At 51.9% G+C, this 14002-nt stretch carries 15 protein-coding genes; 8 read left to right on the forward strand and 7 right to left on the reverse strand.

Annotated elements, in window-relative coordinates; translation table 11 throughout:
* Window positions 1–20: 20 nt before the first annotated feature.
* Entirely contained in the window at window positions 21–722 is a 702-nt protein-coding gene (locus tag FEK46_RS15940) for a DnaA inactivator Hda (RefSeq protein WP_074399451.1), read from the forward strand.
* Between the two features lie 137 nt (window positions 723–859).
* Here the strand turns inward: FEK46_RS15940 and arsC are convergent, their stop codons facing one another.
* Both arsC and bepA read right to left on the reverse strand, forming a co-directional pair.
* Window positions 860–1219 (reverse strand): arsenate reductase (glutaredoxin), encoded by a 360-nt coding sequence (arsC, locus tag FEK46_RS15945; RefSeq protein ID WP_130222014.1) that lies wholly within the window; start codon window positions 1217–1219, stop codon window positions 860–862.
* A gap of 20 nt (window positions 1220–1239) precedes the next feature.
* Complete coding sequence (gene bepA / locus FEK46_RS15950; protein ID WP_135559795.1) at window positions 1240–2703, reverse strand: beta-barrel assembly-enhancing protease; 1464 nt, start codon at window positions 2701–2703, stop codon at window positions 1240–1242.
* A gap of 212 nt (window positions 2704–2915) precedes the next feature.
* Here bepA and FEK46_RS15955 point away from each other — a divergent pair, with 212 nt between their 5' ends.
* On the forward strand, window positions 2916–3977 hold the full coding sequence (locus FEK46_RS15955) for an AI-2E family transporter (RefSeq protein ID WP_130207455.1): 1062 nt from the start codon (window positions 2916–2918) through the stop codon (window positions 3975–3977).
* A 108-nt stretch (window positions 3978–4085) separates the two neighbouring features.
* On the opposite strand, the gene bcp is transcribed toward FEK46_RS15955, so the two are convergent.
* Window positions 4086–4556, reverse strand: a complete 471-nt coding sequence (gene bcp, locus FEK46_RS15960; protein ID WP_130207453.1) for a thioredoxin-dependent thiol peroxidase — start codon at window positions 4554–4556, stop codon at window positions 4086–4088.
* Window positions 4556–5128, reverse strand: a complete 573-nt coding sequence (locus FEK46_RS15965) for a glycine cleavage system transcriptional repressor (RefSeq protein WP_130207451.1) — start codon at window positions 5126–5128, stop codon at window positions 4556–4558. Before FEK46_RS15965 ends, bcp begins: the two co-directional genes overlap by 1 nt.
* 146 nt (window positions 5129–5274) lie before the next feature.
* Between FEK46_RS15965 and dapA the strand changes: the two genes are divergently transcribed.
* From dapA to ypfH, 6 genes are all read left to right on the forward strand, one after another.
* A complete protein-coding gene (dapA, locus tag FEK46_RS15970) occupies window positions 5275–6153 on the forward strand; it encodes a 4-hydroxy-tetrahydrodipicolinate synthase (protein WP_130207449.1) in 879 nt (292 codons plus the stop codon).
* Between the two features lie 16 nt (window positions 6154–6169).
* A complete protein-coding gene (gene bamC / locus FEK46_RS15975; RefSeq protein ID WP_130207447.1) occupies window positions 6170–7204 on the forward strand; it encodes an outer membrane protein assembly factor BamC in 1035 nt (344 codons plus the stop codon).
* 211 nt (window positions 7205–7415) lie between these two features.
* Window positions 7416–8129: a phosphoribosylaminoimidazolesuccinocarboxamide synthase gene (gene purC / locus FEK46_RS15980; RefSeq protein WP_001295467.1), complete on the forward strand. Its 714-nt coding sequence runs from the start codon at window positions 7416–7418 to the stop codon at window positions 8127–8129.
* A 167-nt stretch (window positions 8130–8296) separates the two neighbouring features.
* A complete protein-coding gene (locus tag FEK46_RS15985) occupies window positions 8297–9160 on the forward strand; it encodes a neutral zinc metallopeptidase (protein WP_130207445.1) in 864 nt (287 codons plus the stop codon).
* Window positions 9161–9174: 14 nt separating this feature from the next.
* Entirely contained in the window at window positions 9175–11190 is a 2016-nt protein-coding gene (gene tmcA, locus FEK46_RS15990) for a tRNA cytosine(34) acetyltransferase TmcA (protein WP_135559794.1), read from the forward strand.
* A 73-nt stretch (window positions 11191–11263) separates the two neighbouring features.
* On the forward strand, window positions 11264–11962 hold the full coding sequence (ypfH, locus tag FEK46_RS15995; RefSeq protein ID WP_135407525.1) for an esterase: 699 nt from the start codon (window positions 11264–11266) through the stop codon (window positions 11960–11962).
* A 97-nt stretch (window positions 11963–12059) separates the two neighbouring features.
* Here ypfH and FEK46_RS16000 read toward each other — a convergent pair whose 3' ends face one another.
* From FEK46_RS16000 to FEK46_RS16010, 3 genes are read right to left on the reverse strand one after another with little or no spacing between them, the layout of a single operon-like run.
* Window positions 12060–12260: a YpfN family protein gene (locus FEK46_RS16000; protein ID WP_000383836.1), complete on the reverse strand. Its 201-nt coding sequence runs from the start codon at window positions 12258–12260 to the stop codon at window positions 12060–12062.
* Window positions 12261–12287: 27 nt separating this feature from the next.
* A complete protein-coding gene (dapE, locus tag FEK46_RS16005) occupies window positions 12288–13415 on the reverse strand; it encodes a succinyl-diaminopimelate desuccinylase (RefSeq protein ID WP_130207439.1) in 1128 nt (375 codons plus the stop codon).
* A gap of 3 nt (window positions 13416–13418) precedes the next feature.
* Window positions 13419–13775 carry an ArsC family reductase gene (locus FEK46_RS16010; RefSeq protein ID WP_135559793.1) on the reverse strand — a complete coding sequence of 119 codons (357 nt, stop codon included), beginning with the start codon at window positions 13773–13775 and terminating at the stop codon, window positions 13419–13421.
* Window positions 13776–14002 lie beyond the last annotated feature (227 nt).

Here is a 14002-nt window from a genome sequence, read left to right on the forward strand (position 1 = left end):
AATCCCTGGTTGAGGTATCTCTGAACACACCGGCACAGCTCTCTTTGCCACTTTATCTTCCTGACGACGAAACCTTTGCAAGTTTCTGGCCGGGGGATAACTCCTCTTTACTGGCCGCGATGAAAAACGTGCTGCGTCAGGAACATAGCGGTTACATCTATCTCTGGGCACGCGAAGGCGCGGGGCGCAGCCATCTGCTGCACGCGGCTTGCGCGGAATTGTCGCAGCGTGGCGATGCGGTAGGTTATGTCCCGCTGGATAAACGCACCTGGTTTGTTCCGGAAGTGCTCGATGGTATGGAACAACTGTCGCTGGTTTGCATCGACAATATTGAGTGTATTGCTGGCGATGAGTTGTGGGAGATGGCGATTTTCGATCTCTACAATCGGATTCTGGAGTCAGGTAAAACACGGTTGCTGATCACTGGCGATCGTCCACCACGTCAGTTGAATCTGGGGTTACCGGATCTTGCATCACGTCTCGACTGGGGGCAGATCTACAAGTTGCAGCCACTTTCTGATGAAGACAAATTGCAGGCTTTACAGTTACGCGCCCGTTTGCGTGGTTTTGAACTGCCGGAAGATGTGGGACGTTTCTTGCTGAAGCGGCTCGACAGAGAAATGCGCACGCTATTTATGACGTTGGATCAGTTGGATCGCGCATCGATTACTGCACAACGTAAGTTGACCATTCCGTTTGTGAAAGAGATCCTTAAGCTGTAGACAGGACGTTTATTGTCGGATGCGGCGCGAGCGCCTTATCCGACCTACTCGAATCAAGTTCATTGTATTTGTAGGCCGGATAAGACGCGGCAAGCGTCGCATCCGGCAATATGCCTTAGCTACCGAAGGGGTACATCTTAACCCACGATTTCCAGCACTTGCTCCGGTGGGCGACCAATACGCGCTTTGCCATTCACGACCACAATTGGGCGTTCCATTAGCTTCGGATTATCCACCATCGCCTGAATCAGCACTTCTTCGCTAAGCGAACTGTCTGCAAGATTCAGCTCTTTATAAAGGTCCTCTTTCTGGCGCATCAGTTCACGGGCGCTATTCATACCCAACATTTTCAGCAAATTACGTAGCGTTGCCGCATCGGCGGGTGTCTCAAGATAGAGCACCACTTCCGGCTCCACACCATTTTCTTTCAGCAGGTTCAGCGTTTCACGGCTCTTTGAGCAGCGTGGGTTGTGGTAGATTTTTACCTGTTTGGTCATTGTTCTTCCTTTAATGCGAATTACATCTTGGTATAAGGCTTAAAGCGTTCCTGCAACTGGCGCAACTGGTCGATGCGCGCATCGTAACGCGCTTGTTGTAGGCTGCCTAATTTCACCTGCGAACTTGCGCTACTTAACAGAGAAATGGCCTGGTCGAGTCGCCCGGCCAGCGCATAACCTTCTGCTCGCGCAGCCAGTTCCTGATCGCGGTTATTTAGCGCGGCCTCCGCCTGTGCCAGCAAATCCCAGCCATTGCTGTCATCTTTATTATTAAAAGTATAGCGATTCAGAATATTGGCCGCTTCCTGCGGTTGACCGCCTTGCAGATACGCGTTTGCCAGGTTGAGCTGCAACACCGGACTGGTGCGTAAATCGCGGGCATTTTTCAGCCTATTGATCGCGTCATTGGCTTTGTGTTGCCCAAGGTCAATATCGGTTGCCAGATCGAGAAACCATGCGTTAGCCGGTTCTGCCGCCAATAATGGCTGAAGCGTTTTCCGTGCTTCATCGAATTTATTGGCTACCATCGCCTGTAAAGCACGGCCATACTGTGCCGCACGTTGCTGACGAACATTGCCTTTCGCCCATTCATCCAGCAAGTCGCTGGTGAGCTGATTACGTCCGGAATTGTACATCCCTAGAGTACGCGCTTTCGCCAGATAGAAATCTTCTGACGATTGCACCACCATCGGGCGCATCTGATTAGCACGGTTACGAGCATCAGCCAGACGGCTTTCCGGCAACGGGTGAGTCAGCAAAATTTCCGGCGGACGCGAAGAGTAACGCGCCTGATCGAGCAATTTTTCGAGGAAGGTCGGCATCGCCTGCGGATCGAACCCCGAGCGTTGCAGCACCTGAATCCCAATGCGGTCTGCTTCCTGTTCGTTTTGCTGGGTGAAGCTGATCATCCCCTGGCGTGTTCCCGCCAGCGTACCGGTCAGCGCTGCCATTCCCGCCTGGGGGCTGGCCATCGCCAGTAAAATAGAACCTAACGCCCCGACCCAGGTGAGTGGTGCGCTACGTTGCTGATCTTCCATCGCTCGCGCCAGGTGTCGCTGGGTGACGTGGGAGATTTCATGCGCCATAACCGAAGCCAGTTGGCTTTCGTTATCGGAATAACGGAACAGGGCAGAATGCAGCACTACGTTGCCGCCAAAGAAAGCAAAGGCGTTAATTTCGTCGTTATTGATCAGAAAGAAATGGAATGGCGTCTTAACTGAATTGGCATGCGAAACCAGACGCATCCCCAGCGAGTTAATGTATTGCGTTAATAGCGGATCATTAATTAACGGCGCGCTGCCGCGTAACTGGCGAACATAATAGTCGCCCATTTGCATTTCCTGACCAATGGAAAGCGTGCTTCCTGCGGAGGTTCCCATATCCGGCAAGGTGTCTGCGCTATCGGCAAACGCCGGGGCCACCTGACCGAGGGTCAGAGCAGCAATGAGGGTAGCAACCAGGTTTTTTTTCAACTGCCTGAACATAACCTCTGTCCTGTATTTCTGGAGATAGTCATTTGACCGATACTGTGAAATATCGTTCCCACCGCGCCGTCTTTGAGTGTAACGGTGAAGATTAACCCACTCAAATGACTTTTTAGTTTCCTGAATCCGTCATAAAAAGCGAAGTCTTTTTTGTGACATTTCGATACAATTGCGGATCGCAATCCCCCTCTTGAGGTTCAGGGAAGGTCTTTATGCTCGAAATGTTGATGCAATGGTATCGCCGCCGTTTTAGCGACCCGGAAGCGATTGCCTTGCTGGTTATTTTAGTTGCCGGTTTTGGCATTATCTTTTTCTTTAGTGGATTACTCGCGCCGCTGCTGGTGGCTATTGTGCTGGCCTATTTGCTGGAATGGCCCACTGTGCGCCTGCAATCTATTGGCTGTTCCCGCCGTTGGGCGACGTCGATTGTGCTGGTCCTGTTTGTTGGCATCCTGCTACTGATGGCATTTGTGGTCATGCCTATCGCCTGGCAACAGGGCATTTATTTAATCCGCGATATGCCGGGTATGCTCAATAAGCTTTCTGATTTTGCCGCCACGTTGCCGCGCCGCTATCCGGCGTTGATGGACGCGGGCATTATTGATGCGATGGCTGAGAATATGCGTAGCCGGATGCTTACCATGGGCGATTCAGTGGTGAAAATCTCCCTCGCCTCGCTGGTCGGTTTGCTGACCATTGCCGTCTATCTGGTGCTGGTGCCATTGATGGTCTTCTTCCTGCTGAAAGACAAAGAGCAAATGCTGAATGCCGTTCGTCGGGTGCTGCCGCGCAACCGTGGACTGGCAGGGCAGGTGTGGAAGGAGATGAACCAGCAAATCACCAACTACATCCGTGGCAAGGTACTGGAGATGATCGTGGTGGGGATCGCCACCTGGCTGGGATTCTTACTCTTTGGGCTGAACTATTCGCTGCTGCTGGCGGTGCTGGTTGGTTTCTCGGTGCTTATTCCGTACATTGGCGCATTTGTGGTGACCATTCCGGTGGTCGGCGTGGCGCTATTCCAGTTTGGCGCTGGCACCGAGTTCTGGAGCTGCTTCGCGGTGTATCTGATTATCCAGGCGCTGGACGGTAACTTACTCGTACCGGTGTTGTTCTCTGAAGCCGTGAACCTGCATCCGCTAGTGATTATTTTATCGGTGGTGATTTTCGGCGGGCTGTGGGGATTCTGGGGCGTATTCTTCGCTATCCCACTGGCAACGCTAATCAAAGCAGTAATCCATGCCTGGCCGGATGGTCAAATCCCGCAAGAGTAATCTTCAGCGAAAAGGGCTTTGAAACGAGTGTCGCAGGGCGTGATTTACATCACCGGATGTGAAATGTGCTGGCCGCAAGCGCAGCCAGCACGGAATGGAGCAAAGTAATCAGGCGTGTTCTTTGAGCCAGTTAAGCACTACGTCGTGGTGATTGCTGGTTTTGAAATCGTCAAATACGTGTTCGATTTTGCCGTTGGCATCGATCAGGAAGCTGATACGGTGAATACCATCGTAGGTTTTGCCCATGAAAGACTTCTCGCCCCAGACGCCGAATTGTTCGCATACCTGGTGGTCTTCATCGGACAGAAGCGTAAAGTTAAGCAGTTCTTTATCTGCGAAACGGGAAAGTTTTTCAGGTTTATCGGTGCTGATACCGAGCACATCAACGCCCGCTTTTTTTAACTCTTCCATGTTATCGCGTAAGCCGCAGGCCTGTACGGTACAGCCGGGGGTCATGGCTTTCGGGTAGAAATAAACCAGAACACGCTGTCCCTGGAAGTCGGTCAAATTAACTTGTTCTCCGTCTTGGTCCGGCAAGCTAAATTTCGGTGCGATGTCACCGGCTTTCAGTGGATTCATTAATTAACTCCATCCTGTTCATCATGTTGGGAATAGTTGACGACGTTAATACTGCCTTGCGCATTGAGTTCTGTACATAGTGCTTTGAACGCTTGCTCAATATTTGCTGAGTCCGCAGACGCCGGGCTGTGGGCGGTAATCTGAATATGTAGCTGCGCAGCCCTTTCATTTTCAGCAGGTTGCGTGCGTGACACCAGTTCTGCAATGTTCATATGGTGCGCGTCGAAAAGTGCTGTGAAGCGCTCAATTAAATGCGGGGAGTCCGCCACATCGACCTGAACCCAGACAGATGCGGGCATAGGTGGACGTGGGCGAGCGGTCGTTCGTTTCATCACGATTAAAAGATCCAGCTCGGCGCCTTTCAACGGTAACGTTGATTCAATCAAGGTGATGGCGTTCCATGAACCGGAAAGCAGCATGATAAACGTGAACTCTTCTCCCAACATCGCCAGGCGACTGTCTTCGATATTACAGCCGCAACTACTGACATGACGGGTGATGGTATTCACAATTCCTGGGCGATCGGCACCCAGCGCAGTGATCACCAGATAATGTTGCGATGACAGTGTCAAACTGGTTATTCCTTTAAGGGGGTGAGATGTTCCTAAGGAAAGCATAAAAAAAACATGCATACAACAATCAGAACGGTTCTGTTTGCTTGCTTTTAATGCCATACCAAACGTACCATTGAGACACTTGTTTGCACAGAGGATGGCCCATGTTCACGGGAAGTATTGTCGCGATTGTTACTCCGATGGATGAAAAAGGTAATGTCTGTCGGGCTAGCTTAAAAAAACTGATTGATTATCATGTCGCCAGCGGTACTTCGGCGATCGTTTCTGTTGGTACTACTGGTGAGTCCGCCACTCTGAACCATGACGAGCATGTCGATGTCGTGATGATGACGCTGGAGCTGGCTGATGGGCGCATTCCGGTGATTGCCGGGACCGGTGCTAACGCCACCACAGAAGCCATTAACCTGACGCAGCGCTTCAACGACAGCGGTGTTGTTGGCTGCCTGACGGTAACCCCTTATTACAACCGCCCATCGCAAGAAGGTCTGTATCAGCATTTCAAAGCCATCGCTGAACATACTGACCTGCCGCAAATTCTGTATAATGTGCCGTCCCGTACTGGTTGCGATCTGCTACCAGAAACGGTGGGCCGTCTGGCGAAAGTAAAAAATATTGTCGGTATCAAAGAAGCAACAGGGAACTTAACGCGGGTAAACCAGATCAAAGAGCTGGTTTCAGACGATTTTGTTCTGCTGAGCGGCGATGATGCGAGCGCGCTGGATTTCATGCAGTTAGGCGGTCATGGCGTAATTTCCGTTACGGCTAACGTCGCAGCGCGAGATATGGCCCAGATGTGCAAACTGGCGGCAGAAGGGCATTTTGCCGAGGCACGCGTTATTAATCAGCGTCTGATGCCATTACACAACAAACTATTTGTCGAACCCAATCCAATCCCTGTGAAATGGGCATGTAAGGAACTGGGTCTTGTGGCGACCGATACGCTACGCCTGCCAATGACGCCAATCACCGACAGTGGTCGTGAGACGGTCAGAGCGGCGCTTAAGCATGCCGGTTTGCTGTAAAGTTTAGGGAGATTTGATGGCTTACTCTGTACAAAAGTCGCGCCTGGCGAAGGTTGCGGGTGTTTCGCTTGTTCTTTTACTCGCAGCCTGTAGTTCGGACTCACGTTATAAGCGTCAGGTGAGCGGCGATGAAGCCTACCTGGAAGCGGCACCGCTTGCAGAACTTCACGCCCCGGCAGGAATGATTTTGCCGGTGACCTCCGGCGACTATGCGATTCCGGTAACTAACGGTAGTGGCGCAGTTGGCAAAGCGTTAGATATTCGTCCACCAGCCCAGCCGCTGGCGCTGGTTTCAGGTGCGCGTACCCAGTTCACGGGCGATACCGCTTCGCTGCTGGTGGAAAATGGTCGTGGCAATACTCTGTGGCCGCAGGTCGTTAGCGTGCTGCAGGCGAAAAACTATACCATTACCCAACGCGATGATGCCGGTCAGACTCTGACCACCGATTGGGTACAATGGAACCGTCTGGACGAAGACGAGCAATATCGTGGTCGTTATCAAATCTCCGTTAAACCGCAGGGGTATCAGCAGGCGGTAACGGTGAAATTGCTGAACCTGGAGCAGGCTGGCAAGCCGGTTGCAGATGCGGCGTCTATGCAGCGTTACAGTGCTGAGATGATGAACGTCATTTCCGCTGGCCTGGATAAATCCGTCACTGACGCGGCTAATGCGGCGCAAAACCGTGCTTCCACAACAATGGATGTACAAAGCGGCGCTGACGACACTGGTTTACCGATGCTGGTCGTGCGTGGTCCGTTCAACGTAGTATGGCAACGTCTGCCTGCTGCGCTGGAAAAAGTGGGCATGAAAGTGACCGACAGCACTCGTTCACAGGGCAGCATGGCCGTAACTTACAAGCCACTGTCTGACAGCGACTGGCAGGAACTGGGCGCCCGTGATCCTGAACTGGCATCCGGCGACTACAAATTGCAAGTCGGTGATTTAGATAACCGCAGCAGCTTACAGTTTATTGATCCAAAAGGTCATACGCTGACCCAAAGCCAAAACGACGCACTGGTATCAGTCTTCCAGGCTGCGTTTAGCAAGTAAAAATACAGGGCTGGAGTCATCCGGCCCTTTTTTCTGATATGATACGCAAACGTGTGCGTCAGCAGAAAATCGCGATTTTAGCGTTAATTCGCACGAAATTTGTTTGTCGGCGTAGGTCGGTTAAGGCGTTCACGGCACAGCCGACAAAACGACAGGCACACCAGACAGCAAAAGATTTTAAAACGTTAATTCACACCCAGGAGTGATAAAGATGCAAAAGCAAGCTGAGTTGTATCGTGGTAAAGCGAAAACCGTATACAGCACGGAAAACCCGGACCTGTTGGTGCTCGAATTCCGCAATGATACGTCAGCAGGGGATGGCGCGCGCATTGAGCAGTTTGATCGCAAAGGTATGGTGAACAACAAGTTCAACTACTTCATTATGAGCAAACTGGCTGAAGCGGGTATCCCGACTCAAATGGAGCGTCTGCTCTCTGATACCGAATGTCTGGTGAAAAAACTGGATATGGTGCCGGTTGAATGTGTCGTGCGTAACCGTGCTGCTGGCTCTCTGGTGAAACGTCTTGGAATCGAAGAAGGTATTGAGCTGAACCCGCCGCTGTTCGATCTGTTCCTGAAAAACGACGCCATGCACGATCCGATGGTCAACGAATCTTACTGCGAAACCTTTGGCTGGGTAAGCAAAGAGAACCTGGCGCGCATGAAAGAGCTGACCTACAAAGCGAACGACGTGCTGAAAAAACTGTTCGACGATGCCGGTCTGATTCTGGTCGATTTCAAGCTGGAGTTTGGTCTGTACAAAGGCGAAGTGGTACTGGGTGATGAGTTCTCCCCGGACGGTAGCCGCCTGTGGGACAAAGAAACGCTGGAGAAAATGGACAAAGACCGTTTCCGCCAGAGCCTCGGTGGCCTGATCGAAGCCTATGAAGCCGTCGCCCGCCGCCTGGGTGTACAGCTGGACTGATTTTTCTGTTCATCGTCTTGCCGTGCTGCTGGCACGGCAAGACAACCGCTCTCGTAAGATGTGCATTGAACGCTCATTCCTCCATCATTTCCTCCCGTTTTCCTGTGGTAATCTTCCCCTGAACCACCTACGATCATTCCTATAATGAATATATTGTTGAGGTATCTATGCGCTGGCAAGGGCGTCGTGAAAGTGACAATGTTGAAGACAGGCGAAACAGTTCCGGTGGTCCGTCAATGGGCGGTCCCGGTTTTCGCCTACCAACCGGTAAAGGCGGGTTAATTTTACTGGTGGTTGTGTTGGTCGCTGGCTACTATGGTGTTGATTTAACTGGATTGATGACCGGGCAGCCCGTTTCCCAACAGCAATCAACGCGTTCAATTAGCCCAAATGAAGACGAAGCGGCAAAATTCACTTCGGTGATTCTGGCAACCACGGAAGACACCTGGGGACAGCAATTCGAGAAGATGGGTAAGACCTACCAGCAACCGAAGCTGGTCATGTACCGTGGAATGACTCGCACCGGTTGCGGGGCGGGGCAGTCCATTATGGGACCGTTTTATTGCCCGGCGGATGGCACAGTCTATATCGATCTCTCCTTCTATGATGACATGAAAGACAAACTGGGCGCGGATGGTGATTTTGCTCAAGGGTACGTTATCGCCCATGAAGTCGGTCATCACGTGCAGAAACTGTTAGGTATCGAGCCGAAAGTCCGTCAACTACAACAAAACGCGACGCAAGCGGAAGCCAACCGCTTATCTGTGCGTATGGAACTCCAGGCCGACTGCTTTGCCGGTGTCTGGGGGCATAGCATGCAGCAGCAAGGCGTTCTGGAAACCGGCGATCTGGAAGAGGCGCTGAACGCGGCGCAGGCCATCGGCGATGACCGTTTACAACAGCAAAGTCAGGGGCAGGTGGTGCCAGATAGCTTTACCCATGGTACATCTCAGCAGCGCTACAGCTGGTTTAAACGTGGTTTCGACAGCGGCGATCCGGCACAATGCAATACTTTTGGTAAAAGCATTTAACTTCCGGGGCAGGGATGGCTGAACTGACTGCGCTTCACACATTAACAGCGCAAATGAAACGTGAAGGGATTCGCCGCTTGTTAGTGTTGAGCGGCGAAGGAAGCTGGTGCGGTGAGCATGCGCTTAAGTTGCGTGACGTATTACCGGGCGACTGGCTGTGGGTTTCGCCGCAGCCAGCTTCTGAAAACCACTGTACGCCATCAGCGCTACAAACTTTACTTGGGCGCGAGTTTCAGCATGCGGTATTCGACGCCCGCCAGGGTTTTGATGCCGCCGCTTTTGCGGCACTTAGCGGAACGCTGAAAGCGGGAAGCTGGCTGGTGTTGTTGCTCCCTGCGTGGGAAGAATGGGAAAACCATCCTGATGTCGATTCGCTGCGCTGGAGTGATTGCCTTGGTCCTATTGCGACGCCGCATTTTGTCCAACATCTCAAACGTGTACTTGCGGCGGATAACAACGCTATCCTCTGGCGACAAAATCAGCCGTTCAAGTTGGTGCATTTTGCTCCTTATCCAGACTGGCGTCCTGCTACTGGCGAGCCGCAACCAGAACAACAGCACATATTACAGCAACTGCTGACCATGCCGCCGGGCGTGGCTGCGGTAACTGCTGCGCGCGGGCGCGGTAAGTCGGCGCTGGCGGGGCAACTCATTTCCCGTATCTCTGGCAGTGCGATTGTTACAGCACCTGCGAAGGCTGCAACGGATGTGCTAGCGCAGTTTGCGGGCGAGAAGTATCGCTTTGTGGCGCCAGATGCCTTATTAGCCAGTGATGAAAAAGCCGACTGGCTGGTGGTTGACGAAGCCGCAGCCATTCCTGCACCACTGTTGCATCAGCTTGTATCGCGTTTCTCACGCACTTTGTTAACTACAACGGTACAGGGCTATGAAGGCACCGGACGTGGTTTTTTGCTGAAATTTTGCGCCCGCTTTCCGCATTTACACCGTTTTGAACTGCAACAGCCGATCCGCTGGGCGCAGGGATGCCCGCTGGAAAAAATAGTCAGTGAGGCACTGGTTTTTGACGATGAAAACTTCACTCACGAACCACAAGGTGACATCGTCATTTCCGCTTTTGAACAGGCGTTATGGAGAAGCGAACCAGATACACCGTTAAAGGTATATCAGCTATTGTCTGGTGCGCACTACCGGACCTCGCCGCTGGATTTACGCCGGATGATGGATGCACCAGGGCAACATTTTTTAAAGGCGGCTGGCGAAAACGAGATCGCCGGGGCGCTGTGGCTGGTGGATGAGGGCGGATTATCTCAAGAACTCAGTCAGGCGGTATGGGCGGGTTTTCGTCGCCCGCGGGGTAATCTGGTGGCCCAGTCGCTGGCGGCGCACGGCAGCAATCCACAGGCGGCGACATTGCGCGGACGGCGGGTCAGCCGGATTGCAGTCCATCCGGCGCGTCAGCGCGAAGGTGTTGGGCAACAGCTCATTGCCAGCGCTTTGCAATATACGCATGGCCTCGACTACTTTTCGGTAAGCTTTGGCTACACCGAGGAATTATGGCGTTTCTGGCAACGATGCGGTTTTGTGTTGGTGCGGATGGGCAATCATCGCGAAGCCAGCAGCGGCTTTTATACGGCGATGGCGTTGTTACCGATTAGCGAAGCGGGTAAACAGCTGGCAGAACGTGAGCATTTTCGTTTACGCCGCGATGCGCAAATTATCGCGCAGTGGAATGGCGAAACTATTCCAGTCGATCCGCTTAACGATATCGTGGTTACTGACGGCGACTGGCTGGAACTGGCTGGTTTTGCTTTCGCTCATCGTCCGCTTTTAACGTCATTAGGCTGTTTAATGCGTCTGCTGCAAATCAGCGAACTGACATTACCAGCGCTGCGTGGGCGCTTGCAGAAAAACGTCAGCGACGCGCAGTTATGTACCACACTTAAACTTTCGGGGCGTAAGGCGTTGTTGGCCCGTCAGCGTGAAGAGGCGGCACAGGCGCTATTCGCGCTTGATGATACCCGCGCTGAACGCCTGCGCGATCGCATAACGCAATGGCAATTTTTTCACTGACTCCTTCAATTTTATCCCATGGTCATTGTGAGTCAGCGGCGTAAAATTAATGACATCAGTTAAGGAGTTCGCCATGAAACATGACCATTTTGTTGTTCAAAGCCCGGATAAACCTGCGCAACAGTTGTTGCTGCTTTTTCACGGTGTCGGCGATAACCCGGTAGCGATGGGGGAGATCGGCAGTTGGTTTGCACCGCTGTTCCCGGATGCGCTGGTGGTGAGTGTCGGTGGCGCGGAGCCGAGCGGTAATCCGGCGGGGCGTCAGTGGTTTTCGGTGCAGGGCATAACGGAAGATAATCGCCAGGCGCGTGTGGATGCCATCATGCCGACCTTTATTGAGACGGTGCGCTACTGGCAGAAACAGAGCGGAGTAGCGGCTAACGCCACGGCGCTAATCGGTTTCTCCCAAGGCGCGATTATGGCGCTGGAGAGCATTAAAGCCGAACCGGGCCTTGCCTCACGCGTCATTGCTTTTAACGGACGCTATGCCAGCCTGCCGGAAACCGCGTCTACAGCCACGACAATTCACTTGATTCATGGTGGTGAAGATCCGGTTATCGATTTGGCGCATGCGGTTGCGGCGCAGGAAGCGTTAATCAGTGCCGGTGGTGATGTGACGCTGGATATCGTGGAGGATTTAGGCCATGCGATCGACAATCGCAGTATGCAATTTGCCCTGGATCACTTGCGTTATACCATTCCGAAACATTATTTCGACGAAGCGCTAAGTGGCGGTAAGCCTGGCGATGATGATGTAATTGAAATGATGTAATAACAGCTGCGTAGGCCTGACAAGACGCGTGAGCGTCGCATCAGGCATTGTTCACCGTTGCCGGATGCGGCGTTAACGCCTTATCCGGCCCCTCAGCTTACTTCTTCGGTTGATCCTTTTTCGGCCAGTCGTCGTCATCGTCCCACTTATCGTTGAAATCACGATGCGGGGGAAGCTCCGGCTTGTTGGCGAGAAATTTCTTATGGTCGACGCGCTTGAGATCTTTAATCACGTTCAGCAGGACGCCCACCAAAAAGACAATCACCAGAATCCACCAATATTTAGCCAGCCAGTCCATGCTTATTTCCTCTTACAGAACGACTCATCAGGCGACGAGCTGTTCCATGATACGTTGATACATACGGGCAAGTAGCTGCAGGTCGGCAGCATTCACACATTCATTAATTTTATGAATGGTAGCATTGACCGGCCCGAGTTCCACCACCTGCGCCCCCATGCGAGCAATAAAGCGCCCGTCGGACGTTCCGCCTGTGGTCAATAGCTGCGGTTTAATTTCATTATAGTGCTCAACGGCGTTCACCACCGCATCCACCAGTTTACCGCGGGCGGTCAAAAATGGCTGCCCGGAAAGCCACCAATCCACTGTATAACGCAGTTGATGTTTTTCAAGCAGGGCAAGCACCTGCGCTTTGATCATCTCATCAGTCAGTTCGGTACTGAAGCGGAAGTTAAACTGCACAAACAGTTCACCCGGAATAACGTTGTTACTGCCCGTTCCCGCCTGAATATTGGCAATCTGCATACTGGTCGCCGGAAAGAATTCATTGCCCTGATCCCACTCAATAGCCACTAATTCATTAAGGAAAGGTGCTGCGCGATGTACTGGATTATCAGCCAGATGCGGGTAGGCCACATGCCCTTGCACGCCATGAATGGTGAGGTTGCAGGTTAACGATCCGCGACGGCCATTTTTCACTACATCGCCAACCACTTCGATACTCGACGGCTCACCGACCAGGCAGTAATCCAGCCGTTCATTACGCGCCATTAACGCTTCGACTACTTTGACCGTGCCATTGTGGGCGCTGGCTTCTTCGTCTGAGGTGATCAGAAATGCCAGTCGGCCTTTATGGTTGGGATGTTGCGCGACAAAACGTTCTGCTGCCACTACCATTGCCGCCAGCGAGCCTTTCATATCAGCCGCGCCGCGCCCGAACAACATGCCATCGCGAATGGTTGGCTCAAATGGTGGGTTGATCCAACGATCGGCATCGCCTGGAGGGACTACGTCAGTATGTCCGGCAAAGGCCAGGGTTTCTCCCTGTCCACGCCACGCCCAAAAATTCTGCGTATCCGCAAAATCCATGCGTTCAATGGTAAAACCGATTGCCTGCAGACGGTCGATCATGATTGCCTGACATCCTGCATCATCAGGACTTAAGGATGGGCGGCGAATAAGCTGCTGTGTCAGCTCAATAACCGGACACGACATAGACTACACCTCATGGAAAAATTGCTGATAACTGGATCCACTGAAACCCAGCAGCATAGGCTTCCCTGGCGCACAGAGCAATGGGCGTTTGATGATTGCAGGCATTTCAGTCATTAATGCCATAGCGGAGGCCGCATCGGTGATATTGTTGCGGGTAGCTTCGTCCAGCTTGCGCCAGGTGGTGCCACGGGTGTTAAGTAACGCTTGCCAGCCTAATTCATTGATAAAAGAGTTCAACAATTCACTGTTCAGGCCATCAACACGGTAATCGTGAAAGCGAAAGTCGATGTTATTGGTTTCCAGCCAACGACGTGCTTTTTTAATGGTGTCACAATTTTTGATACCGTAAAGGGTAACCATAATGAATCCTTTTGCGATTATTAAGAATAACTAATCATTTAACGGTCAATACATATTTCCCGCAAATGATTATCAGGCAATATAACATTATTAAGGTATTTAACTTAACAATTATTAAATGGTTGTGAACAATTTTAATGCAATTATTAAGAATGTTCCTCTTGGTATATTTTTGTATTTTAAACAGAATTAATTCAGTATTAGAATCCGTATGAATATGTCGAAAT

Origin of the sequence: Escherichia sp. E4736 (assembly GCF_005781225.1) — a bacterium.
Classification (GTDB): domain Bacteria; phylum Pseudomonadota; class Gammaproteobacteria; order Enterobacterales; family Enterobacteriaceae; genus Escherichia.

Coding starts and splice junctions, on each gene's coding strand:
- ypfH (WP_135407525.1), top strand. CDS start 11,264: ATGAAACATGACCATTTTGTTGTTCAAAGCCCGGATAAACCTGCGCAA.
- bepA (WP_135559795.1), bottom strand. CDS start 2,703: ATGTTCAGGCAGTTGAAAAAAAACCTGGTTGCTACCCTCATTGCTGCT.
- arsC (WP_130222014.1), bottom strand. CDS start 1,219: ATGACCAAACAGGTAAAAATCTACCACAACCCACGCTGCTCAAAGAGC.
- FEK46_RS16000 (WP_000383836.1), bottom strand. CDS start 12,260: ATGGACTGGCTGGCTAAATATTGGTGGATTCTGGTGATTGTCTTTTTG.
- dapE (WP_130207439.1), bottom strand. CDS start 13,415: ATGTCGTGTCCGGTTATTGAGCTGACACAGCAGCTTATTCGCCGCCCA.
- FEK46_RS15955 (WP_130207455.1), top strand. CDS start 2,916: ATGCTCGAAATGTTGATGCAATGGTATCGCCGCCGTTTTAGCGACCCG.
- FEK46_RS15985 (WP_130207445.1), top strand. CDS start 8,297: ATGCGCTGGCAAGGGCGTCGTGAAAGTGACAATGTTGAAGACAGGCGA.
- purC (WP_001295467.1), top strand. CDS start 7,416: ATGCAAAAGCAAGCTGAGTTGTATCGTGGTAAAGCGAAAACCGTATAC.
- dapA (WP_130207449.1), top strand. CDS start 5,275: ATGTTCACGGGAAGTATTGTCGCGATTGTTACTCCGATGGATGAAAAA.
- tmcA (WP_135559794.1), top strand. CDS start 9,175: ATGGCTGAACTGACTGCGCTTCACACATTAACAGCGCAAATGAAACGT.
- FEK46_RS16010 (WP_135559793.1), bottom strand. CDS start 13,775: ATGGTTACCCTTTACGGTATCAAAAATTGTGACACCATTAAAAAAGCA.
- bcp (WP_130207453.1), bottom strand. CDS start 4,556: ATGAATCCACTGAAAGCCGGTGACATCGCACCGAAATTTAGCTTGCCG.
- bamC (WP_130207447.1), top strand. CDS start 6,170: ATGGCTTACTCTGTACAAAAGTCGCGCCTGGCGAAGGTTGCGGGTGTT.